Raw genomic sequence first — 23,244 nt, forward strand, 5'->3', positions numbered from 1 at the left:
GCGGACCGGGGAGGCGTGATGCGTGAGTCCGGCAGGACCCAGACCGCGGGGAGGGCCGTGGCGCGGGATCTGTTCGAGAAGGTTCGGCTGCGTTATTTCCAGATTCCCCCGGCCGTGCGCCGGGTCGTCTACGCGGTCGTGCTCGTGGCCGCGATGGGCGTCGGCGCCGCGCTCGGCTGGGACCTCCTGCAGACCTTCCCCCTGGTGCTGCTGCTGCTCGCCTTCGTCGCGCTGACCATGCGCTTTCCCAGGGCCGCCGCCACCGTGCTGGTCGTCGCCGGCTGGGTGGTGCTGGCGCTGCCGGTCTTCGCGACGCTGTTCCCGCCAGGCGCGGGCACCGTGCACCTCATGGTCGCGCTGTCACTGCCCGTCGCGGGGGCCGCCCATCTGATCCGCTGGGTGACGCCGTGGGTGACCACGTTGATGGCGCTCGTGCCCGCCGGGGTGCTCGCCGCCGCCGTCGCCCTCGTCTCCGACACGATCGCGGTCTGGGTGGCGTACGCCGCCGCCGGGGCCGTGCTCGTGCAGCGGTTCCTGCTGGCCCGCCGGGTCAGGGCCGAGACCGCCGCCGCCGAGGAGCAGCAGGTCCGCGTCAGGGCGCGCGAGGGCCGCCTCGAGGCCCCGCAGGACAAGCAGGCCGCTCCCCCGCAGATCTCCGTCGAGGAGGCGCTCGCCGAGCTGGAGAGCATGATCGGCCTCGCGCCGGTCAAAGAGCAGGTGCGCTCCATCGCCGCCTCCATCGAGGCCGGCCGCCTGCGCGCCGAGGCCGGCTACTCCACCGGCCGTCCCACCAGGCACTTCGTCTTCGTCGGCCCGCCGGGCACGGGCAAGACCACCGTCGCCCGCGCGCTCGCCAAGATCTTCTACGCGTTCGGCCTGCTGGAGACCCCCTACGTCGTCGAGGCGCAGCGGGCCGACCTGGTGGGCGAGTTCCTCGGCGCGACCGCGATCAAGACCAACGAGCTCGTCGACAGGGCGCTCGGCGGCGTGCTCTTCATCGACGAGGCGTACGCGCTGATCAACTCATCCGACGGCCAGCCCGACAGGTTCGGCGCCGAGGCCGTGCAGACCCTGCTCAAACGGGCCGAGGACGACCGCGACCGGCTGATCATCATCCTCGCCGGCTACGAGCAGGAGATGAGCGCGTTCCTGTCCAGCAACCCCGGCCTGGCCAGCAGGTTCGCCACCCGGGTGCGCTTCCCCGGCTACTCCCCCGCCGAGCTGGTCGAGGTCACCGAGCTGCTGCAGCGGCGCAGGGGCGACACGATGACGACCGAGACCCGGCGCGTGCTGCTCGGCCTCTACGAGGACGTCCACCGCCGTGGCCTGGTCGACGAGCTGGGCAACGCCCGCTTCGCGCGCAGCCTGGTGGAGGCCGCCGCGCAGGCCCGCGACGTGCGCGTGGTGGGCGCGGGCGGCACCCCGACCACCGAAGACCTCGTCACCACCACCACGGCCGACGTCACCAAGGCGTTCGAGGAGCTGACCGCCCGTTTCCGCGGCTACGTCGCCACGCCCACGCTGGAGGAGGCGCTGGCCGACCTCGACAGGATGGCCGGCCTCGCCCCGGTCAAGCGGCAGGTGCACGCGATCGCCGCCCAGCTCCAGGTGGCCAGGATGCGCCAGGAGCGCGGCCTGCCCACGCCGCAGCAGATGCGCCACTTCGTCTTCACCGGACCGCCCGGCACCGGCAAGACCACGGTCGCCCGCGTGCTCGGCCGCATCTTCGCCGCGCTCGGCCTGCTGGCCAGGCCCGACGTGGTCGAGGCGCACCGCGCCGACCTGGTCGGCCAGCACCTCGGCGCGACCGCGATCAAGACCAACGAGCTGATCGACAGGGCGCTCGGCGGCGTGCTCTTCATCGACGAGGCCTACAGCCTGGTCAACCCCGGCTACCAGGGCGGCGACGCGTTCGGCGCCGAGGCCGTGCAGACCCTGCTCAAGCGGGCCGAGGACGACCGCGACCGGCTCGTCATCGTGCTGGCCGGCTACGAGCGCGAGATGGACGCCTTCCTCGCCACCAACCCCGGCCTGGCCAGCCGCTTCAACCAGCGCGTGGCCTTCCCCAGCTACACCCCCGCCGAGCTGCGGCAGATCGCGGTGCTGCTCGCCGAGCAGGCCGGCGACACCTTCGACGAGGAGGCGCTGAGCAGGCTCGACGAGGTGTTCGCCTGGGTGTGCGAAGAACGGCTGATCGACGGGCTCGGCAACGGCCGCTTCGCCCGCTCGCTGTTCGAGCGCGCGGCCATGCGCCGCGACGTCCGGCTCGCCGCCCACGCCGCGCGCGGCGGATCGGCCAGCGCCGCCGACCTCACCACGATCACCGGCGAGGACGTCCGCACCGCGGTGGACGAGCTCGCCGGCCGCTGACGCTCCCGGCCCGACTTTCTTCGGCGCATCAGGTGCGCCACCCCCTCACTTCGTGTAGCAATATGGCTACGATGGGCCACATTCGGTGGCGTGTCGGCACGTTCGGCTGCGTAGGAGGGGAGGGCGATGGCGGGGTTCCTGGCCCGCAGGCTGCTCAACTACGCCGTGCTCGTGATCGTGGCCGCCAGTCTCGCCTACCTCCTGGCCGCCATGGCCCTCGACCCGCGCTCCAACTACGCCGACCGCACTCCCAAGCCGCCGCCCGCCGTCGTCGACGCCCAGCTCACGGCGCTCAACCTCAACGACAAGACGCCGCTGCTCGAACGGTACGCGACCTGGGCGGGCGGGGTGCTGCGCGGCGACTTCGGCAAGACGGTCGCGGGCGCGCCGGTCAACGACGACATCAAGCGCCGCATGGGCGTGACGTTCCGGCTGGTCATCCTCGGCCTGGTGTGCGGCAGCCTGCTCGGCGTGGCCACCGGCGCGCTGGCCGCGGTCCGCCAGTACGGCTGGTTCGACCGGCTGTCCACCGGCCTGTCGTTCGTGGTGCTCGCGGTGCCCGTGGTGGTGCTGGCCAACATGCTGATCCTGGTGGCGTCGTGGGCCAACGAAAACGTGTTCGGCCGCCCGCTGCTGCTGGTCAGCGGCGAATACAGCGACGGGCTCACCACCGGCTTCTGGGGCCACGTGGCCGACCGGCTGCAACACCTGGTGCTGCCGACGATCTCGCTGTCGGTCGGGCTGATCGCGGTGTTCAGCCGCTACCAGCGCAACATGATGCTCGACGTGCTGGGCGCCGACTTCGTCCGCACGGCCAGGGCCAAGGGGCTGAGCAGGCGCAAGGCGCTGACCCGCCACGCGCTGCGCACCGCGATGATCCCCGTGGTCACCTACTTCGCGTTCACCTTCGGCGCGCTGCTGACCGGGGCCACGTTCACGGAGAAGATCTTCGGCTGGCACGGCCTGGGCGAGCAGCTCATCAACTCGATCTTCAGCAACGACGTCAACACCGTCGCCGCCATCTCGCTGCTGGCCGCCGTCGCCGTGCTGTGCGCCTCGCTGGCCGCCGACCTGCTGCACGCCGCGCTCGACCCGAGGGTGCGGGCCGGATGACGCTGTCAGACGAGGAGCTCGCGGAAGAGCTGTCCGACGGCACGGTCGTCAGGGCGCCGTCCAGGGCGCGCGTGGTGTCCAGGCGCTTCTTCGCCTCCACGCAGGGGCGCATCGGGTTCGCGGTGCTCGCGCTGATGTTCCTGCTGGCCTTCGCAGGGCCGCTGTTCAGCCCGTGGACGTACACCGACAAAGACTTCACCGCGTTCCTGCAGCCGCCGTCGGCGCGCCACTGGTTCGGAACGCTCCAAACGGGCGCCGACGTCTTCGCCGTCACCATGCGCGGCATGCAGAAGTCGCTGGTGGTGGGGCTGCTGGCGGCGCTGGTGTCCACGGCGCTGGCAGCGATCGTGGGCGCGTTCGCCGGCTACTTCATGGGCTGGACCGACCGGGCGCTGAGCTGGGTGACCGACCTGCTGCTCGTGCTGCCGGCGTTCCTCATCCTCGCGATCCTGTCGCCGCTGTTCGGCGCGGGACAGTGGCCGCTGTTCGTGATCATGCTGGCGCTGTTCCTGTGGATGGTCACCTCGAAGATCGTGCGGGGCATGGCGATCTCGATCAAACAGCGCGAGTACGTGCAGGCCGCGCGCTACATGGGCGTACCGCCGGTGCGGATCATCTTCCGCCACGTCATCCCCAACCTGTCCTCGCTGCTCATCGTGGACGCCACGCTCAACGTCAGCAGCGCCATACTCACCGAGACCTCGCTGTCGTACTTCGGGTTCGGCATCCAGCCGCCCGACGTGTCGTTCGGCACGCTCATCGCCGATGGTTCCAAGACCGCGGTCTACGCGCCGTGGACATTCTGGTTCGTGGCCGGGCTGCTGGTGATCACGGTGCTGGCGGTCAACCTCGTCGGCGACGCGCTGCGGGACGCGTTCGACCCCTCCTCATCGCGGAGGGCGCGATGACGGCCGAGCCGGTGCTGGAGGTACGCGACCTCACGGTGTCGTTCGGCGACGTGCCCGCCGTGCGCGGGGTGAGCTACGCCGTACGCCCCGGCGAGGTGCTCGGCATCGTCGGCGAGTCGGGCTCCGGCAAGTCGGTCACCTCCGCCGCCGTGATGGGGCTGCTGCCGCCGAGCGCGCGGGTCACCGGCTCGGTACGCCTGCACGGCCGCGAGCTGATCGGCGCCCCCGAGCGCACGCTCAACTCCTTCCGCGGCAAGACCATGTCGATGGTCTTCCAGGACCCGCTGTCGGCGCTCACCCCGGTCTACCGCGTGGGCGACCAGATCGCCGAGGCCGTCCGCGTCCACCAGCGGGTCAGCAAGGAGACCGCGCTGGTCAAGGCCGTCGAGCTGCTCGACCTCGTCGGCATCCCTCACCCGTCGGAGCGGGCGCTCGCCTTCCCCCACGAGTTCTCCGGCGGCATGCGGCAGCGCGTGATGATCGCGATGGCCATCGCCAACGACCCCGATGTGATCATCTGCGACGAGCCGACGACGGCGCTCGACGTCACCATCCAGGCGCAGGTGCTGGAGGTACTCAAACGGGCGCAGGCCAAGACCGGCGCCGCGATCATCATGATCACCCACGATCTGGGGGTGGTGGCCGGGTTCGCCGACCGGGTGCTCGTCATGTACGCGGGGCGGCCCGTCGAGGTGGGCGGCGTGGACGACGTCTTCTACCGGACGCGGATGCCGTACACGGTGGGGCTGCTCGGCTCGATCCCGCGCGTGGACGCGGGCGCCCGCCGGCCGCTGACGCCGATCGAGGGCAACCCGCCGTCGCCGAGCGAGCTGCCGTCCGGCTGCCCGTTCGCACCGCGCTGCCCGATGCGCATCGACGAGTGCGAAAAGGCCGAGCCGCCGCTCTTCGACGTCGGCGAGGGCCACCGGGCGGCGTGCATCCGCTGGCAGGAGGTGCACCCCCGGCCGCCCGGCAGGCACGCGGCCCCCGAAAAGGGCACCCATCTGGCGGTGCGCGGCGAGCGTACGGTGCTGGAGGTGCGCCACCTGGTCAAGGACTATCCGCTGCTCAAGGGCGCGATCTTCAAGCGGCGGGTGGGCACCGTGCACGCCGTGGCGGGGGTCAGCTTCGACATCCGCCAGGGCGAGACGTTCGGCCTGGTCGGCGAGTCGGGCAGCGGCAAGACCACCACGCTGACGCAGATACTCGAGCTGGCCGCGCCCCAGGAGGGCGGCATCGTCGTGCTCGGCCACGACACCGCCAAGCTCACCAGGGCCGAACGCAACGAGATCCGCCGCGACATGCAGGTCGTCTTCCAGGACCCGCTGGCCTCGCTCGACCCCCGCATGACCGTCCACGACATCCTGGCCGAGCCGCTGCGGACCCACGGCAGGCCCGACCCGGCGCGCCGGGTCGGTGAGCTGCTCGCGCTCGTCGGCCTCGACCCCTCCCACGCGGCCCGCTACCCGCAGGACTTCTCCGGCGGCCAGCGTCAGCGCATCGCCATCGCCAGGGCGCTCGCGCTGGAGCCCCGGCTGCTGGTGCTGGACGAACCGGTCTCCGCGCTCGACGTGTCGATCCAGGCTGGAGTGATCAACCTGCTCGACTCGCTGCGGACCAGGCTCGGGCTGTCCTACCTGTTCGTGGCGCACGACCTGGCGGTGGTGCGGCACATCGCCGACCGGGTGGCCGTGATGTACCTCGGCAGGATCGCCGAGATCGGGCGGGTGGAGCTGGTCTACGGCACACCGATGCATCCGTACACGCAGGCGCTGCTGTCGGCCATCCCCCTCCCCGACCCCGTACGCGAGCGCTCCCGCGAACGGATCCTCCTCGAAGGAGACCTGCCGAGCCCCGCCCATCCCCCCTCGGGCTGCCGCTTCCGCACCAGGTGCCCCAAGTTCCGCGCCGAGCTGACCGATGCGGAGCGCCGGCTCTGCGTCGAGGTCGAGCCCGAGGTGCGGATGGTGGGCGACGAGGACCAGGGGGCGGCCTGCCACTACGCAGACAGGCGCGAAGTCGTCTAGACCTCGCTCGATCCGGGAGGGATACGCTCGATGAAACGATCACGTCGACTCGTGTCGGCCGCCGTGGCGTGTGCGCTGCTGCTGGCGGGCTGCGGCGACCAGCAGGGCAGCGGCGCGAGTGGCCTTGACAGCGCCGGGGATGAGCGGGAGCTCAAGGCGTACGACATCAACCCGCAGCCGCGCGAGAAGGTCAAGGACGGCGGGACGCTGCGCTGGGGCATCAACGAGTTCCCCACGCAGTGGAACAGGAACCACGTCGACGGCAACCTGGCGATGGCCGCGGTGGTCAGCAACGCGCTGCTGCCGGGGCCGTTCGTCTCCAACGAGAAGGCGGAGATCTCGGTCGACACCGACTACGTGCTCGACGCCCGGGTGACCAGCCAGAAGCCCAAGCAGGTGGTGACGTACCGGCTCAACCCGAAGGCCAAGTGGTCCGACGGCAAGCCGATCACGTGGGCCGACTACCGCGCCCAGTGGCAGGCGCTCAACGGGCGCGACCCCGACTACCGCATCGTCTCCTCCACCGGCTACCAGGACATCGAGAAGGTCGCGCGGGGCAAGGACGACTACGAGGTGGTGGTGACGTTCGAACGGCCGTTCGGCGACTGGCAGGCGCTGTTCGGGCCGCTGCTGCCGGCCTCGACCAACCGTAACCCCGAGTCGTTCAACACCGCGTGGCTCAACAAGATCCCGGTGACGGCGGGGCCGTTCAAGTTCGGCGGGTTCGACCAGACGGCCAAGACGATCACGCTGGTCCGCGACGACGCCTGGTGGGGCCGGCGGGCCAAGCTCGACCGGATCATCTTCCGGGCCTCCGAGCAGGACTCGCTGATCAGCGCGTTCGGCAACGGTGAGCTGGACATCATCGACATCGGGCCGTCCGCCCCCGACTACGCGCGGGCCAAGGCCACCACGGGCGCGCAGGTGCGCACGGCCGCCGGCCCCGATTTCCGGCACTTCACCTTCAACGGCTCCAGCGACCTGCTCAGGGACGTACGGGTCCGCCAGGCCATCCAGCTCGGCATCAACCGCCAGGCCATCGCGCAGTCCGACCTGCAGGGCCTCGACTGGCCGATCACCGTGCTGAACAACCACTTCTTCATGAACACCCAGGAGGGCTACCAGGACAACGCCGGTGAGCTCGGCGTCTACAACCCCGAGAAGGCCAAGCAGCTCCTCGACGCGGCGGGCTGGAAGCTGAACGGCCAGGTCAGGCAGAGGCAGGGCAGGACGCTCGACCTGCGGTTCGTGGTGCCGTCGGGGGTGCAGATCAGCAAGGCCGAGGGCGAGCTGGCGCAGAGCATGCTCGCGCAGATCGGGGTGAAGCTCACCATCAAGGCGGTGCCGAGCGACGACTTCTTCACCAAGTACGTCATCCCCGGCAACTTCGACATCACGCCGTTCGCCTACATCGGCACGCCGTTCCCGGTCTCCAGCAGCTACGGCATCTACGCCAACGCGACCAACGGCCAGAACTGGAACGCGAACTTCGGGCGTACCGGGTCTGCGGAGATCGACAAGGCGATGAGCCGGGCCGCGCAGAGCCTCGATCCGGTGCAGGCGCGTGCGCTGACCAACGAGGCCGACAAGCTGCTCTGGCCGCTGGTGAACGTGCTGCCGCTCTACCAGCGCCCGCAGATGGTGGCCGTCCGCGAGACGCTGGCCAACGTGGGGGCGCGCGGCTTCTTCGACCTCCAGTACGAGGACATCGGCTTCACCGCCTGACCTAGCCGCGCGCCGCGCTCAGGCTTCGCCGCCTGATCCCGGCCGCGCGCCACGCTCAGGCTTCGCCGCCTGATCCCGGCCGCGCGCCACGCTCAGGCTTCGCCGCCTGGCCCCGGCCTCAGGCTCGTCCACCTTGACCAGGCCGCGATTCGTCGCGCCGCGCTCGGCTCGGGCGCGGCGGCGCGGCACGTCGCGCTTCCTCCTTGGGCGGCGTTGCTACATCGGGGCGGGGTCAGGTGGCGGTGCCGGCCATCACGCGGTCGACGATGCCCTGAGTGCCCTCCTGGCGGGCGCAGTGGGCGCAGCAGTACCAGTGCTCGCCCGACTGCACGCCGTGCCCGATGACCTTGGTGCCGCAGTGCTCGCAGATGGGCGCCATGGCCTCGATCGCGCACTGGAAGCAGTCGAAGGTGTGCACGGCTCCCTGCGCGCGCACTTCGAAGGCCATGTCGTAGTCGTTTCCGCAGGTCTCGCAGACGGCCATGGTGATCCCCTCAATCGGTCGGTCCGCCCGGTCGCATACCCGGTTACGCGGTCCCCCTTCCCCAAGAGCGCTCTATATTCCGGCCTTTCACCACTAGTCCCGACATGACGGGCATCCGATCGTTTCGGTTGAAATTTCGGTCAAAGCACAGTAAAGATCGTCCTGCTCATGCTCACCTTCCAGAAGGGTTCTTCGTGCTGACCCGAACGATCATCGCGGCCGCGCTCGCCGCCGCCGGGATCGCCGCCGTCCCCGCCCCCGCGTACGCCGCCGCGGCCGCGTACACCCCCGAACGCGTCTGCGGCAAGGGCTTCCACCGCGTCAAGGACGGCCACCGGGCGATGAAGACCCCGCGCGGAGCCGTGTTCGGCCACGTCTACCTGATGTACAACAAGCGCAGCGGCAAGAACTGCGTGGCCGCCATCAAGACCGCCTACGTGGGCGCCCGCACGACCACCGGCGCCTACCTCGAAGTGCGCGGCGGCGGCCGGAGCGAGGACGTCCAGCGCTACCGCTACTACGCCGAGGCCGGCCACATCGACGGGGCCTGGAAGTGTGTGCGCTACAGCGGCTGGACGCGCGACCCCGACAACCGCGTCACCGCGTGGGGCGGGCGCAAGTCGTGGGGCAACTGCCAGGGCTGATGACCAGGCCTTATGAGCGGCGCTGATGAGGTGGCGAGTCAGGGGTAGGGTGCGGAAGAGGGGACGCGAGAGACGCGCCGGTCCCCGTTCTCAAACGAATCAGCACCCGCCGCGACCATTCACCCGTCACGAGAGACTCCTGCCGTCTTCGTAGAAATACGTTGAGCGAGCAGGCGGCCCGGATTAGGTTGGCGCGCATGGCGGCGGGCAAGGAGCCGTCATCGCGTCGCCGACGCGGCACACGGACGTTAAGGAGAAGGACGCGCTTCGGAAGGGGGAAACACCATGAAACGCGTCAGAGTCACGAAGTCGGCCAAGCGGCGCCCCCGGCCGGCGCTGGAGCTCGACCTGCGGTCGCCGGCGGGTCGCCGGCTTCCCTACTGACTTGCTCCTTACACCGAACTTACGGGGGTATCTGTAGATAACATAGGTAACAGGACTATCACGGGGGGCTCACGATGAAGAGGCTTGTGGTGGTGCCGCCAGCTGTTGCCAGGCACAAGATCCGCGACATCCGGTCGGCGGATCGCCGTCGCAAGCCCCCTGCCGATGCCAAGGTCGTCGACCTGCGTGCCTACACCGGCAGAAACGTCATCCGTTTTCCGGGCGGGCCGACCCCCGCCGCCTGAGACCCCCGTTCGCCGAGCCTCACCGCGGTCCGGGCCGCGACCCGGGCCCGGACCGCGAGGCGGCGAATGCAGCCGCTCAGGCGCTTCAAGCGGTCTTGATCCACCGTGCAGGCGCCTTTCCGATTCAGCCGTTCAGGCGCCCTTTCGACTCAGCCGTACAGGCGCTCCTTGTAAGAGTCGCCGTAGTAACGTTCGAGCTCTTCGAGCGTCTCCTCCACCGGCTGCACGTCCTTGATGATCCGCGCGTGCGACGGCAGCGCGCCGGGGTTCCAGGTGTCCGGCTTCCACAGCGACGAGCGCAGGAACGCCTTGGGGCAGTGGTGGAAGATCTGCTCGATCTCGACGACGAGCGCGAGATGCGGGCGGTGACCCTTGACGATCATCTCGTCGAAGAACGGCGCTTCGCGGACGAGCCGGGCGCGGCCGTTGATGCGGAGGGTCTCGTTCCGCCCCGGAATCAGAAAGATCAGCCCTACGTGCGGATTTTTCAGGATATTGCGGAATCCGTCGGCCCTGCGGTTCCCCGGCCGGTCCGGGATGGCGATCGTGGTGTCGTCGATGACGTGGACGAACCCCGCGGGGTCGCCCTTGGGCGAGACGTCGCAGGCGCCGGTGTCGTCGGACGTCGCGATCAGGCAGAACGGCGAGGCCGCCAGCCACTCGCGGTCGCGCTGGTGCAGGCGAGGCCGGTCCTTCGTGGCGGCCCGGGGCTTGACCTCTCCCAGCAGCTCGCGGAGCTCAGCCTCCGACTCGATCTCCGTCCACGTCATGTGATCTCCCTTCGGGGGTTTCCCCAATCTTTTCAGAAATGGGGGAAAGCATCCGGTGCGGGGTCTGAAGGGCGCGGCTGACCGGATCTTGCCTGGCGTCGTGGCGCAGGCCGGGACCCGGGCGGATCTCGATCTCCTCAAGAGGGACCGTACGATCGCAGGACGGGCAGCGGGACGCGTGATCGAGCCGGATGCCGCAGGCCACGTGGTGGAACAGCCGGCGCGGGCCGCGCTCGGACAGGTGCCGCTCGCCCCATCCGATCAGCGCCAGCACGGGCGGCCACAGCTCGTGACCCATGGGGGTCAGGACGTACTCGTGGCGCGGCGGTGAGTCCTGGTACCGGCGGCGTTCGAGGACGCCGGCGGCGACGAGCGTGGACAGGCGCTGGGACAGCACGGCCTTCGGGATGTCGAGGTGGGCCTGGAAGTCCGCGAAGCGGCGCACGCCGTACAGGGCGTCGCGGACGACGAGCAGCGTCCACCGCTCTCCGATCACTTCGAGCGCGCTGGCCAGCGAGCAGTCCTGGCCTGCGTAGTCCTTTCCGAGCGCCACGCCCCACATGTTAGTTCATTCACCGAACCGTGCTACCGTGCGCGGTGTGAGTTCAATGACCGAACCTTCGGTGGCCGTTCCCCGGCGGTGGACGCTTCCCGTGGCGACGTCGGCTCCGTTCCTCGCCATGACGAACTTCTCCTCGCCGATGGTGACGCTGCCGCAGATCGCGCGGTCGCTGGAGGCCGGGCCGACGGGGCCGGTGTGGATCCTCGGCTCGATCGCGCTCGGGCTGTCGTCATCGCTGCTGGTCGCGGGCGGGCTCGCGGACGACTACGGGCGCAGGATGGTGCTCGTGATCGGCAGCGGCGTGCTCGCCGCGTCGAGCGTGCTGGCCGCGGCGAGTCCGGGCGTGGTGACGTTCGTGCTGGCCAGGCTCGTGCAGGGCGGGGCGAGCGCGGCCATGCTGGCCGCCGGCCTGGGCATCGTGGGACACGCCTTCCCCACCGGCGCCGCCCGGGTGCGCGCGACCGGCCGTTACGGCGCCATGATCGGGCTCGGCACGATGGCGGGCCCGCTGCTGTCCGGCCTGGTGGCGACGGCGGTGAGCTGGCGGGCGGTCTACTGGCTGACCGCCGCCGCCGCGCTGGCCCTGACCGTGGTGTCGGCAAGGGCGCTCGACGAGTCGCGCGCGCCCGCGCCGCGCCGGCCGGACCTGCCGGGCGTGGTGCTGCTCACCCTCGGCCTGGCGGCGCTGGTCGCGGGCGTGACCGAGGGGCGTCTGGGCTGGTCGCGGCCTGTCGTGGTGTGGGCGTTCTGAGCGGCCGCGGTGCTGATCGCCGCGTTCGTGGCCGTCGAGCTGCGCCGGCGCGAGCCGCTGCTCGACATGGCGCTGTTCCGGCGTCCGCTGTTCCTGGTCGCGACCGGCGGTGCGGTGATCGTGGGCACGGCGGTGGTGGGACTGCTCAGCTACCTGCCGACGCTGCTGCAGGCGTCGTACGGGCTGACCGCGCTGGACACCGCCTGGCTGTTCGCGGTCTGGGCGGGGATGTCCTTCGTCACGTCGCTGCTGTCCGCCCGCGTACGCCTGCGCACCGCCGAACGGTTCGCGCTCGGCCTCGCGCTCAGCGCGACCGGCTACCTCTGCCTGCTCAGCCTGGCCACCTCGCTGTCGCTGCCGCTGCTCGTTGCCGGGCTGGCGGTCAGCGGGACGGGCTCAGGGCTGATCAACTCCTCCATCAGCCACCTGGCGATCGAGAGCGTGCCCGCCCACCGGGTCAGCATGGGCTCGGGGGCCAACAACACCGCGAGGTACATCGGCTCGTCGCTGGGCGCGGCCGGCATGGCGGCCGCTGTGGCGGCCTTCGGCCTGTCGCAGGGCACGACGGTCGCGGTGACGGCCGCGATCCTGCTCACCGGCCTGACCGCGCCCGCCGTCCTGCTCGTACGAGCCTGACCCCCGCCGGCCGTCCTGCTCGTACGAGCTCACCCGCGCCCTTCGTGCCGCCCGTGCGAGCCTCACCCGCGCCCGCCGCGCCGCTCGTACCGGCGCCCCTCACCAGCGGCGCGACCTGGCCATCGCCGCCAGGTACGCGTCGCGCTCGGCCGCGAACCGCGCCGGGTCCATTCCCTTGCGCTCGGCCCTGACGTGCAGCATGGTCAGCTCGGTCGCCGCGTGCTGGTAGTCGCTCATGGCCCGGCCGAGCCCCGCCTTCCTGGCCCACCTGCGGGCCGCCTTGCGGGTGGACAGCGTGGTGAGCATGCGCAGATCGGCGTCGCTGATCAGCCCCGTGGCCTGGTAGGCGGGCAGGTAGTAGGCCATCTTCGCGATGAGGTGGCGGCGCTCGTTGACGGTCACCACGATCAGCACGATCAGCGCCACCATGATCACCAGGTACGCGCCGCCGAGCACGTTCAGCGACCCTGTGCTCGCCGCCCCGTTCCACAGGCCGTGCAGGAAGACCGCGCCCAGGTAGCCGAGCGGGATGGCGGCGTACCTGCCCGCGGTGCCGCGGGTCAGCGCGTATGCGACACCGAGACCGATCATCGAGGTGTAGATCGGATGACCGAGCGGGTCGATCAGGCCGCGCATCACGAAGAGCTGCACGGCCGCGCCGGGGCCGTCTTCGCCGAAGGCCAGCAGGTAGTAGCCGACGTTCTCGACGGTGGCGAAGCCGAGGCCGGTCATGGAGGCGTACACGATGCCGTCGGTCAGCCCGTCGATCTCCGCGCGCCTGCGCAGGAGCAGCAGCAGAGCGGAGCCCTTGAGCGCCTCTTCGATCACCGGGGCCAGCACGATGGAGCCCACGTCGCGGACGGTCGCGGCGGCGTACCCGGCCCTGGTGAACAGCTCCTGGCCGGCGAGCGTCAGCGCGATGCCCGCCACGATCGCCACGCCCGCGCCCCAGGCGAAGGCGAAGGCCAGGTTGAGCTTCGGCTCGGGCTCGAGCCTGTCCAGCGAGAGCACGGCCGCGAGGAGCACCGGAAGGGGTGCGAGGCCCAGCAGCGCGGACAGGCCGAACCCGACGGGACCGCCGGCGTGCAGCATCACCGCGAGCACGATGAGCGCGAGGAGACCGGAGGCGACAAGCCCGATCAGCAGGGCCTTGCTGGGGCGTTGGGCGAGCAGCGGAGCAGTCATGGTGGTGCCCTCTCTTCCCGTCTCCCCGACCGGCTATGCGCCCCGGCCGTCACGCACGCTTAACGGTCGCTCGATTCCCGGTAATAAGGATCTGCCACCACGGATTCGCCGTCTGCGTAGGAATACACTTCCCGGCCCGCGATGAAAACCTGCACCGCGCGGCTCATCACGTCGAGCGGGTCGCCGTCCCAGATGACCACGTCGCCGTCGAGGCCCGGACGCAGCGCGCCCACCCGGTCGTCGATGCCCATGATGCGGGCCGGGTTGACGGTGATCGAGCGCAGCGCGGCGGCCCGGTCGAGCCCCTCCTTGACCGCCAGCGTGGCCTGGTGGACGAGGAAGTGGATGGGCACGACGGGGTGGTCGGTGGTGATCGCCACCTCGACGCCGGCCCGGTCGAGGATGCCGGGGTTGCGCAGCGAGCGCTCCCGCAGCTCGACCTTCGACCGGCTGGTGAACAGCGGGCCGATGATGACCGGGACGTTCCGCTCGGCCAGGATGTCGGCCAGCAGGTGGCCCTCGGTGCCGTGGTTGATCACCAGGCGGTAGCCGAACTCGTCGGCCAGCCGCAGCGCGGTGGCGATGTCGTCGGCGCGGTGGGTGTGCTGGCACCAGGGCAGCTCGCCGTCGAGCACGCGTACCAGGGTCTCCAGCGTCGCGTCGCGGTCGAACGGCTTGCCCTCGTCCGCCGCCGCGGCCTTCCTCGCCTTGTAGTCCTGTGCCTTCATGAACGCGTCGCGGATCACCGCGGCGACCCCCTGGCGGGTGGAGGGCAGCTTCTTCTGCTCGCCGTAGACGCGCTTGGGGTTCTCGCCGAGCGCGCTCTTGACGCTGACCGGCTCCTTGATCAGCATCTCGTCGACCGTCCTGCCCCAGCACTTGACCGCGACCGTCTGGCCGCCGATGGGGTTGCCGGAGCCCGGCTTGATCACGGCGGTGGTCACGCCGCCGGACAGCGCGTCGCCGAAGGCCATGTCGGCCGGGTTGATGGCGTCGAGCGCGCGCAGGCGGGCGCCGTTGGGGTCGGTCATCTCGTTGGTGTCCTGGCCCGCCCAGCCCTCGGCCTCCTCGTACACGCCGAGGTGACCGTGGGCCTCCACGAAGCCGGGCAGCACCCAGCGGCCCGCGGCGTCGACGACGCGGGTGCCTTCGGGGATCGCGACGTCCCGGCCGACGGCGGCGATCTTGCCGTCCTGGATGAGGACGGTTCCCCCGTCGATGGGGTCGCCGTCGACGGGCACAACGTATCCACTGGTAATGGCGAGGTTCATGAGTCGTAACCTACAGGTCACCGGGTAGGGGGGACGTATGCCGGCCGACCTCTACCGACGATGGCTCTTCGAGCTGTGGAACGGCGACTTCTCCCTGACCGGCGAGCTGGTCACCCCCGGCTTCGTCGGTCACTGGCCCGGCATGGACGTCTCGGGGCCCGAAGGACTCGCCGAGGCGCTGCGGCAGGCGCACGAGCCGTTCGCCGGCGTGCACCTGACCCTCGACGTGGGGCCGATCGTGGACGGCGATCTCGTGGCGGCGCGGTGGACGTTCGCGGGGATCTACCGGGGTGGGCTGCCCGGGGCGACGGCGCCCGAGGGCACCGGGGTCGCCTTCAGCGGGCACGACATTCTGCGGGCCCGGGAGGGGCGATTCGCCGAATACTGGGTGATCTCTGACCTGCAGACCTTCAGCCGCCAGCTCGGCATCTCGATATAAGGTGATATTTCCCCTTATCTAGCCGATGGGTCGGTGAATGGCGGAGAAGTACGGTCCGGGAGCGGGGCCCGCGCCCCAGTCCATGCGGGATGAGCAACTGTCCGGCCTCCTGGCCGCGCAGCGCTTCGGCGCGCTGGCCACCAACCAGAGCAGCGGCCACCCCCATCTGTCGACCGTCGCCTACACCTGGGACCCGCAGCAGCGCGTCGTCCGCATCTCCACGATCGCCGGGCGGCTCAAGGTGCGCCGGCTCCATAAGGACCCGCGCTGCGCGCTGTACGTCGCCAGCGACGACTTCATGGCCTTCGTCGTGGCCGAGGGGGAGGCCGAGCTGTCGCCGGTGAGCACCGAGCCGGGCGACGAGGTGGGCAGGGAGCTGCTGGCGATGCAGCCGCCGTCCGCCGTCTCGGGGCCGGGGCAGGAGGAGGCGTTTCTGCGTCGGATGGTGGCGGACCAGCGCCTCGTGATCAGGATCCGTGTGAGCCGCCTGTACGGAACGTCCCTGCCCATCGGCTGACGCCGCGCCTCGCCGGACGAGCCACCGTTCGCGCAGAGCCGCCCCGCGCGCCACCGTTCACGCGAAACTTCCCGCCTGCGCCCTTTGCGCAGAACCCCCGACACGCCACCGTCCACGCGAAACCACCCGCACGCCCCCGTTTGCACAGAACAACCCGCCTGCACCCTTCACACGGAATCGCCCACACGCAACCGTCCACACGAAATCACCCGCACGCCCCCGTTTGCACGGAACCGCCTGCCTGCGCCGTTCGCACAGAACCACCCGCCTGCGCCGTTCGCGCGGAACGTCCCTCCCCGCCGCCTGCCCCCTTGGCACGGTATGTCGCGTAATGCCGCGCGAACCTCCCCGAGGTCGGCCAACCCGCGGATTTCTTTACCTTCGATCCGCATGTCTATTGCTCATCCGTGCGGCACCGCTGGGTTACCCTCCCCTCAACTCGAAGTCACAAGATCTTGTCACCGTCGAGTCGTCATCTCTTCCCACCAGAGGAGACTCATGATTCAGCGGCTCGCCGTGCTGACCATTGCCTCACTGTCCCTCATCTTCCCCACCCCTGCCGCCCCCGGTGCGAACGCGACCAGCGCGGTGGAGAGCGCCGCGGCGACGGTCACCGCCGTCGCCCACCGCGGTGCCTCCGCGTACGCGCCGGAGAACACCCTCGCCGCGTTCCGCCTGGCCGCCGACCAAGGCGCCGACATGTTCGAGCTGGACGTTCAGGAGACCAAGGACCACCACCTGGTCCTGATGCACGACACCACGCTGACCCGTACCACCGACGTGGAGAGCCGCTTCCCGGACCTCGCTCCGTGGAACGTCGGCGATCTCACCCTCGCCCAGATCCGCAAGCTCGACGCCGGCTCCTGGAAGTCCGGCAAGTACAAGGGCGAGCCCGTGCCCACGCTGGGCGAGGCGCTGGAGGAGATGCGCGACGAGGGCATCGGCCTGCTGCTCGAGGTCAAGTCCCCGAGCCTCTACCCGGGTATCGAGAGCCGCATCGCCGCCGAGCTGCGCCGGCACTCCTCCTGGCTGGCGCCGGGGCGGCTGGTGGTGCAGTCGTTCGACTGGAACTCCATGCGCCGGTTCGCGCGCCTGATGCCGCAGGTGCCGATCGGCCTGCTGGGCACGCCTTCGACCGGTGAGCTGCCGGGGCTGGCCTCGTTCGCCGACCAGATCAACCCGCCGTACGACGATGTGACGGCCGGGTACGTGCGCCAGGTCCACAAGCTCGGCATGGACGTCCTCACCTGGACGGTGGACGACCCCGACGTCATGCGGCGGATGGTGACGTACCGGGTGGACGGCATCATCACCAACAAACCCGACGTGCTGCGCTCAGTGCTCGACTTCTGACCCACCGCGTAAGCAACGCAGAGGGGGCCCGGATCGGAATCCGGGCCCCCTCGTTCACACGGTCGTCACGCGACCGCCCGTATCAGCGGCGTCAGATCAGCTGCAGCCGCTGGTCGAACCGCAGCCCTCGCAGACGTAGCAGCTGCCCGCCGGGCGCATCTTCGTACCGCAGGTCATGCAGAGCGGCGCGTCGGCCGTGAAGCGCCGGTGGCTCTCCAGCGTCAGCTCCTGCTTGACGGCCGGCAGCTCCTTCTCGGCCTTCGGCTCGGCGGTGGCGGCAGCCGCGGCGGCCGCCGACTCGATCGGAGCCGACTGCGCGAGCGCCTCGCGGTCGACCGCCTCCTGCAGCGCCGCCGGGTCCTCGCCGCGCTGCTGCGCCGCCCGCTCGGCCGCCGAGAAGATGCCGAGCGCCGCCCGCTCCTCGTACGGCAGGTGGTCAAGGGCCAGCCTGCGGAAGATGTAGTCCATCACCGAGGTGGCCATCCGGATGTCCTGGTCGTCGGTCATCCCGGCCGGCTCGAACCGCATGTTGACGAACTTGCTGACGTACGTCTCCAGCGGCACGCCGTACTGGAGGCCGATGGAGATCGCCACCGAGAAGGCGTCCATGACGCCCGCCAGCGTCGAGCCCTGCTTGGACATCTTGAGGAAGACCTCGCCGAGACCGTCGTCCGGGTAGGACGAGGCGGTCATGTAGCCCTTCGCGCCGCCCACCGTGAACCGGGTGGTCGTGCTCGGCCGCTGGTTGGGCATGCGGCGGCGGGTCGGCCGGTTGACCTCGACGACCTTGACCTCCGGCTCGGCCTTCTGCTCCTGCTTCTTCGCGCTGTCGCCGGCCGACAGCGGCTGGCCGACCTTGCAGTTGTCGCGGTAGACGGCGAGGGCCTTCAGTCCGAGCCGCCAGCCCTCGAGGTAGACCTGCTCGATGTCGTCGACCGTGGCCGACTCGGGCAGGTTGACGGTCTTGGAGATGGCGCCGGACAGGAACGGCTGCGTGGCCGCCATCATCCGGACGTGCCCCATGGGAGCGATCGCCCGCTCGCCCATCGCGCAGTCGAACACCTCGTAGTGCTCCTGGCGCAGGCCGGGGGCGTCGACGACGTGGCCGTGCTCGGCGATGTACTCGACGATGGCCTCGATCTGCTCCTGCTGGTAGCCGAGCTGCTTGAGCGCCCGCGGGACCGTCTGGTTGACGATCTGCATCGAGCCGCCGCCGACGAGCTTCTTGAACTTGACCAGCGCCAGGTCCGGCTCGATGCCGGTCGTGTCGCAGTCCATCATCAGGCCGATCGTGCCCGTGGGGGCCAGCAGGCTGGCCTGGGCGTTGCGGTAGCCGTACTTCTCGCCCAGCTTCAGGCACTCCGACCACTGACGCGTCGCCTCGGCGTGGATCTTGGCGTCCATGGTGCCGATGGTGCGCAGGTCGTCGTTGGCCGCCGCGTGCTTGCGCATGACCCGCTTGTGCGGCTCGGCGTTGCGGGCGTAGCCCTCGTACGGGCCCACCACGCTCGCCAGCTCGGCGCTGCGCCGGTAGGACACACCGGTCATCAGCGACGTGATCGCCGCCGCCACCGCCCGGCCGCCGTCGGAGTCGTAGGCGTGGCCGGTCGCCATCAGCAGCGCGCCGAGGTTGGCGTAGCCGATGCCGAGCTGCCGGTACGCCCGCGTCGTCTCACCGATCTTCTCCGTCGGGAAGTCGGCGAAGACGATCGAGATGTCCATCGCGGTGATGATCAGCTCGGTCAGCTTGACGAAGTCGGCGATGTTGAAGGAGCCGTCGTCCTGCAGGAACTTCAGCAGGTTGATGCTGGCCAGGTTGCAGGAGGAGTTGTCGAGGTGGACGTACTCGCTGCAGGGGTTGCTGGCGGTGATGCGGCCGGTCTCGGGGGTGGTGTGCCAGTCGTTGATCGTGTCGTCGTACTGGATGCCGGGGTCGGCGCACTCCCAGGCGGCCTGGGCCATCTTGCGGAACAGCGTCCGCGCGTCGACCTTCTCGATCACCTCGCCGGTCAGGCGGGCGCGCAGGCCGAACTCGCCGCCGTTCTCCACCGCGCGCATGAACTCGTCGGAGACGCGGACGGAGTTGTTGGCGTTCTGGTACTGCACCGAGACGATGTCCTTGCCGCCGAGGTCCATGTCGAACCCGGCGTCGCGCAGCGCGCGGATCTTGTCCTCCTCGCGCGCCTTCGTCTCGATGAACTCCTCGATGTCGGGGTGGTCGACGTCGAGCACGACCATCTTGGCGGCCCGGCGGGTGGCGCCGCCGGACTTGATCGTCCCCGCCGACGCGTCGGCGCCGCGCATGAACGACACCGGCCCGCTGGCCGTGCCGCCGCTCGACAGCAACTCCTTCGAGGAACGGATCCGCGACAGGTTGACACCCGACCCGGAGCCGCCCTTGAAGATCACGCCCTCTTCCTTGTACCACTCCAGGATCGACTCCATCGTGTCGTCCACGGAGAGGATGAAGCACGCGCTCACCTGCTGCGGCGACTGCGTGCCCACGTTGAACCACACCGGCGAGTTGAACGCGAATATCTGGTGCGCCAACGCGTACTTCAACTCATGGTCGAAGATCTCGGCGTCCTCTTCGCTCGCGAAGTAGCCGTGCTCGAGACCCGTCTTCGTGTAGACGCCCACGACCCGGTCGATGAGCTGCTTGAGGCTCCACTCGCGCTGCGGCGTGCCCACGGCGCCACGGAAGTACTTGGTCGTCACGATGTTCGTCGCGTTCACCGACCAGAAGTCGGGGAACTCGACACCTCGCTGCTCAAAGTTGACCGACCCGTCGCGCCAGTTCGTCATGACGACGTCCCGGCGCTCCCACTTGATCTCGTCATACGGGTGCACACCGGGCTTGGTGAAGATCCGCTTCATCTTCAGGCCCTTACGCGGACGCTTGCCCCCGCGCGCCACTGAACCGCTGGCCGTCTCCGTCATGACTCCCCCTTCTCCGCCTTCAACTGTTTGATCTCGGCTTCGAAGTCCGCCAGGCTCTCGAAACCGCGATACACCGATGCGAACCGCAGGTACGCCACCTCATCCAGCTCGCGCAGCGGCCCGAGGATGGCCAGCCCCACTTCGTTGGACGGGATCTCGGCCGCACCCTTCGCCCTGATGGCCTCTTCCACCCGCTGCCCCAGCTGCGCCAGCGAATCCTCACTGACCGGCCTGCCCTGGCAGGCCCGCCGTACGCCCGCGACGACCTTGTCACGCGAGAACGGCTCCGTCACTCCGCTGCGCTTGCTCACCATGAGCAGTACGGTCTCCTGCGTGGTGAACCTGCGTCCGCACTCGGGACAGGTCCGCCTGCGCCGGATGGCCGCACCGTCGTCCGTCGAGCGACTGTCGATGACCCTGGTGTCAGGGTGGCGACAGAACGGACAGTGCACGCTTTTTCGCCTCCAAGACCTGCGGCCACCACACGCCGCAGAAAACCCCGTGACGGGACGCTGAAGCACGCTCCACGGCACCCCATGGAGCGGTCACGGAAACACAAGGTGTGGTGAACTACATCGGTGAAACTACTAGATGTTGTGGTCCAACCGTAGAAGCGCGCCGCCATGAACGCAACTCGAGCCGACTCTTTCCGCCGAAGTCGCTGATCAGCCCACCGGGCTCACGCGTCCCGGGCGTGTCGCGCCGCCGCGGGTGATCTTCTCGCAGGTGAGAGCGTCACATCGGTTGTGTTCGGCCTCGCACGTGAACGAATCTCACAGCGAGACCGACCGACACTCGCCACGCTTCCTCCCGTCGCGATGACCGCCGTTTCATCCGACCAACCAGTCACGCTTGCCAACGCATTCCGCACCCGACTCACGCGCTCCCACCTACACGGGCCCCAAGCTCTCCCCTCCGGCCGCACTGCCCCGCCCTCCGGGTGCTCCCCTGCCAGGCGGGGTGCGGCCTTGCCGGGATCTTCGGGGGTCGGAGTGTCGAGGGATCAGCGTGGCGCACATACCCGGGCGCTGATCATCGCGGCTCGTTCATCCGGAAGCTGATGGGCGTAACGCACCCACCGGTGAGCTGATCGCGGTTGCGCACCCTCACCCGGAAACTGACCGGCGTGGCGCACCCCCTCAGGGGCTGACCGCCGTAGCGCACCCCCTCGGAAACTGACCGGCGTGGCGCACCCCTTCAGGGGCTGACCGCCGTAGCGCAGCCCACCCGGAAGTGATCGTCATAGTGCACCCCACCCGAACACCGAACACGGTGGCGGGCTCGCCCGGAATGCTGTTGCCCCGGAGCGATCGCCTTGGGGGTCGATCACCGTAACGCGGCGGCGTTTCTCGGCACGTACAGACGGCTGCCGGGCTGGATGAAGGAGTCGGGCAGGCCGTTCAGCCGCTTGATCTCCTCCACCAGAGCAGCGGGGTCCTCCCCCTCCGCGAGCGCATCAGCGATCTTCCACAACGTATCCCCCTTGTGCACTTCCACCCACGGCAGGCCGGTGTGGTCGGTCACCACTACCTGCACCGCCGCGTAACCAGCGGCCCGCGTGCCGAGCCAGAAGCCGCCCAGCGACAGCAACGCCGCCGCGACGACCAGCACGATCCGTCCGCGCCGCGTCAACCGCACAGGAGCCGCCTGCCGCCTCGCCCCGGCCCTCCCCAGCCCAGGCGCACCGCCTCGCTCCCGCCCGCCCACGCTCACGGGCCTCGCGGCGCTCCCCCGCCCGGCCGAACTCCCCCGCCCGATCGCACTGTCTCGCCCAGACCCACCGTCCCGCCCGGTCCGGTCCTGCCGCCCGATCGCACTCCCCAGCCCCGCCGCACTGCCCTGCCCAGCTCGACCGGGCCGCCAGGTCGCGCCGTCCTGCACGGCAGCGTTCCCGCGCCCGAGGGTGCTCTCCCGCTGAGCCATGCCGCCCCGCCGAGCCGCGCCGCCCCGCTGGACCACGCTGCCCCGGCGGGAAGCGAGAGCCGCCTTTTCGCGCTCGCCCGTCGTCTCGCGCTGCGATCCCGCCTCGGGGTCAGCCTCCGCCTGCCGACCTGCCGCCTTCCCCCGCCTGGTCGCGCTCGCCCCTGGCCTCGCGGCCCCGCTGGTTCGGCCCGATGAAAGCGCGCCGCCGTGTTCCTTGGTGGCCGGCGCAGAGCGTCGCCCGGATCTGCCGGCTCGCTCCGACTCACGCGTCCCGGCCTCTCCCTGAATAAGCGTCAGCCGAGCCCGCTGGGGTACGCCGCCGACCTCACCAGCGTCGGCTCGCTTCCGGAAGCGCCGGAAGAGGGCGATGCCACCAATGGCCTTGCCCTGCACGCTCCGGGAAGCGAGGACACGGCCAAGAGGGGTGTCAAACCTGCCCTCACCACGCCGGAGCGACCCAGAAGACCTGCCCTCATCACGCCGGAACGACTTAGGAGACCTGCCCTCACCACGCCGAGACGGCCCAGAGGGGCCGCCGATTCCAGCGGAGGCCGGTGACGAAACGCGGCCCGTGCCATCACCACGCCGCAGGCGAGCAGGAGCGCCGCCCCCTACTCCGGCCCCCGCCGAGGAGACGCGCCCCCTGCCATCACCGCGCTGGGAACGAGCAGGAGCGTCGTCTTTGCGTCCGGCGGTGGACGGCGACACGGCGTGACCACCACCATCACCGCGCCGAAGAGTTTCGAGAGCACCGCCGTCACCGCGCCGGAGAGCCTCAGGAGCACCGCCGCTCCCACCAGCGGCACTCAACAAGGCGCGCCCCCTGCCACTTCCGCGCCGAGCACGCGTAGGAGCGTCCCCACTCCTACCCGCGGTCCCTGGCAATGCGCGGCCTACGCCATCACCACGCCGCGTAGGACCGCCGGGGCTCCCGGCTCCGTCCTCCGAGGATGCGCGGATCATGCCATCGTCCCACCGGAGACGGGCGGCAGCGTTG

At 70.1% G+C, this 23,244-nt stretch carries 20 protein-coding genes; 12 read left to right on the forward strand and 8 right to left on the reverse strand.

Going from position 1 to position 23,244, the window contains the following annotated elements; all coding sequences use genetic code 11:
- The first annotated feature begins 18 nt into the window (after positions 1–18).
- The 5 genes from ACFMQL_RS04210 (at position 19) to ACFMQL_RS04230 (ending at position 8,143) form a co-directional block, all read left to right on the forward strand.
- Complete coding sequence (locus ACFMQL_RS04210) at positions 19–2,370, forward strand: AAA family ATPase (RefSeq protein ID WP_378784637.1); 2,352 nt, start codon at positions 19–21, stop codon at positions 2,368–2,370.
- A 126-nt stretch (positions 2,371–2,496) separates the two neighbouring features.
- Positions 2,497–3,483 (forward strand): ABC transporter permease, encoded by a 987-nt coding sequence (locus ACFMQL_RS04215; RefSeq protein WP_364066988.1) that lies wholly within the window; start codon positions 2,497–2,499, stop codon positions 3,481–3,483.
- Positions 3,480–4,391 (forward strand): ABC transporter permease, encoded by a 912-nt coding sequence (locus ACFMQL_RS04220; protein ID WP_364066989.1) that lies wholly within the window; start codon positions 3,480–3,482, stop codon positions 4,389–4,391. The genes ACFMQL_RS04215 and ACFMQL_RS04220 overlap by 4 nt, the downstream gene beginning before the upstream one ends.
- Positions 4,388–6,418 (forward strand): ABC transporter ATP-binding protein, encoded by a 2,031-nt coding sequence (locus ACFMQL_RS04225; RefSeq protein ID WP_364066991.1) that lies wholly within the window; start codon positions 4,388–4,390, stop codon positions 6,416–6,418. The genes ACFMQL_RS04220 and ACFMQL_RS04225 overlap by 4 nt, the downstream gene beginning before the upstream one ends.
- 30 nt (positions 6,419–6,448) lie before the next feature.
- Positions 6,449–8,143 (forward strand): ABC transporter family substrate-binding protein, encoded by a 1,695-nt coding sequence (locus tag ACFMQL_RS04230; protein ID WP_364066993.1) that lies wholly within the window; start codon positions 6,449–6,451, stop codon positions 8,141–8,143.
- A gap of 232 nt (positions 8,144–8,375) precedes the next feature.
- Here the strand turns inward: ACFMQL_RS04230 and ACFMQL_RS04235 are convergent, their stop codons facing one another.
- Positions 8,376–8,627 (reverse strand): hypothetical protein, encoded by a 252-nt coding sequence (locus tag ACFMQL_RS04235; protein WP_364066995.1) that lies wholly within the window; start codon positions 8,625–8,627, stop codon positions 8,376–8,378.
- A gap of 194 nt (positions 8,628–8,821) precedes the next feature.
- Between ACFMQL_RS04235 and ACFMQL_RS04240 the strand changes: the two genes are divergently transcribed.
- Both ACFMQL_RS04240 and ACFMQL_RS04245 read left to right on the forward strand, forming a co-directional pair.
- Complete coding sequence (locus tag ACFMQL_RS04240; protein WP_378784639.1) at positions 8,822–9,271, forward strand: hypothetical protein; 450 nt, start codon at positions 8,822–8,824, stop codon at positions 9,269–9,271.
- 458 nt (positions 9,272–9,729) lie between these two features.
- Positions 9,730–9,900, forward strand: coding sequence for a hypothetical protein (locus ACFMQL_RS04245; RefSeq protein WP_364066999.1), 171 nt, complete (start codon positions 9,730–9,732; stop codon positions 9,898–9,900).
- Positions 9,901–10,049: 149 nt separating this feature from the next.
- Here ACFMQL_RS04245 and ACFMQL_RS04250 read toward each other — a convergent pair whose 3' ends face one another.
- Positions 10,050–10,670, reverse strand: coding sequence for a pyridoxamine 5'-phosphate oxidase family protein (locus ACFMQL_RS04250; RefSeq protein WP_364067001.1), 621 nt, complete (start codon positions 10,668–10,670; stop codon positions 10,050–10,052).
- On the reverse strand, positions 10,639–11,232 hold the full coding sequence (locus ACFMQL_RS04255) for a helix-turn-helix domain-containing protein (protein WP_364067003.1): 594 nt from the start codon (positions 11,230–11,232) through the stop codon (positions 10,639–10,641). Before ACFMQL_RS04255 ends, ACFMQL_RS04250 begins: the two co-directional genes overlap by 32 nt.
- Before the next feature lie 91 nt (positions 11,233–11,323).
- Here ACFMQL_RS04255 and ACFMQL_RS04260 point away from each other — a divergent pair, with 91 nt between their 5' ends.
- Both ACFMQL_RS04260 and ACFMQL_RS04265 read left to right on the forward strand, forming a co-directional pair.
- The gene (locus tag ACFMQL_RS04260; RefSeq protein WP_378784641.1) at positions 11,324–11,983 is read left to right on the forward strand and encodes an MFS transporter; all 660 of its coding nucleotides are present in this window, start codon (positions 11,324–11,326) and stop codon (positions 11,981–11,983) included.
- Positions 11,984–11,992: 9 nt separating this feature from the next.
- Entirely contained in the window at positions 11,993–12,619 is a 627-nt protein-coding gene (locus ACFMQL_RS04265; RefSeq protein ID WP_378784642.1) for an MFS transporter, read from the forward strand.
- A gap of 99 nt (positions 12,620–12,718) precedes the next feature.
- Here ACFMQL_RS04265 and ACFMQL_RS04270 read toward each other — a convergent pair whose 3' ends face one another.
- Together ACFMQL_RS04270 and ACFMQL_RS04275 are read right to left on the reverse strand one after the other, a co-directional pair.
- Complete coding sequence (locus ACFMQL_RS04270; RefSeq protein ID WP_364067007.1) at positions 12,719–13,804, reverse strand: PrsW family intramembrane metalloprotease; 1,086 nt, start codon at positions 13,802–13,804, stop codon at positions 12,719–12,721.
- Positions 13,805–13,863: 59 nt separating this feature from the next.
- The gene (locus tag ACFMQL_RS04275; protein ID WP_364067009.1) at positions 13,864–15,075 is read right to left on the reverse strand and encodes an amidohydrolase; all 1,212 of its coding nucleotides are present in this window, start codon (positions 15,073–15,075) and stop codon (positions 13,864–13,866) included.
- 37 nt (positions 15,076–15,112) lie between these two features.
- On the opposite strand from ACFMQL_RS04275, the gene ACFMQL_RS04280 reads away from it, so the two are divergent.
- The 3 genes from ACFMQL_RS04280 to ACFMQL_RS04290 all read left to right on the forward strand — a co-directional run bounded on the left by ACFMQL_RS04280 (position 15,113) and on the right by ACFMQL_RS04290 (position 17,384).
- Positions 15,113–15,514 carry an ester cyclase gene (locus tag ACFMQL_RS04280; RefSeq protein ID WP_378784644.1) on the forward strand — a complete coding sequence of 134 codons (402 nt, stop codon included), beginning with the start codon at positions 15,113–15,115 and terminating at the stop codon, positions 15,512–15,514.
- Between the two features lie 82 nt (positions 15,515–15,596).
- Positions 15,597–16,031: a TIGR03618 family F420-dependent PPOX class oxidoreductase gene (locus tag ACFMQL_RS04285; protein ID WP_364067013.1), complete on the forward strand. Its 435-nt coding sequence runs from the start codon at positions 15,597–15,599 to the stop codon at positions 16,029–16,031.
- A 498-nt stretch (positions 16,032–16,529) separates the two neighbouring features.
- A complete protein-coding gene (locus ACFMQL_RS04290) occupies positions 16,530–17,384 on the forward strand; it encodes a glycerophosphodiester phosphodiesterase family protein (RefSeq protein ID WP_364067014.1) in 855 nt (284 codons plus the stop codon).
- Between the two features lie 96 nt (positions 17,385–17,480).
- Here ACFMQL_RS04290 and ACFMQL_RS04295 read toward each other — a convergent pair whose 3' ends face one another.
- From ACFMQL_RS04295 to ACFMQL_RS04305, 3 genes are all read right to left on the reverse strand, one after another.
- Positions 17,481–20,324 carry a vitamin B12-dependent ribonucleotide reductase gene (locus ACFMQL_RS04295; protein WP_364067016.1) on the reverse strand — a complete coding sequence of 948 codons (2,844 nt, stop codon included), beginning with the start codon at positions 20,322–20,324 and terminating at the stop codon, positions 17,481–17,483.
- A complete protein-coding gene (gene nrdR, locus ACFMQL_RS04300) occupies positions 20,321–20,776 on the reverse strand; it encodes a transcriptional regulator NrdR (RefSeq protein ID WP_043614619.1) in 456 nt (151 codons plus the stop codon). The genes ACFMQL_RS04295 and nrdR overlap by 4 nt, the downstream gene beginning before the upstream one ends.
- 874 nt (positions 20,777–21,650) lie before the next feature.
- Positions 21,651–21,935 carry a LysM peptidoglycan-binding domain-containing protein gene (locus ACFMQL_RS04305; protein ID WP_378784647.1) on the reverse strand — a complete coding sequence of 95 codons (285 nt, stop codon included), beginning with the start codon at positions 21,933–21,935 and terminating at the stop codon, positions 21,651–21,653.
- Positions 21,936–23,244 lie beyond the last annotated feature (1,309 nt).

This window comes from Nonomuraea fastidiosa, from assembly GCF_042751225.1.
Classification (GTDB): Bacteria; Actinomycetota; Actinomycetes; order Streptosporangiales; family Streptosporangiaceae; genus Nonomuraea; species Nonomuraea fastidiosa.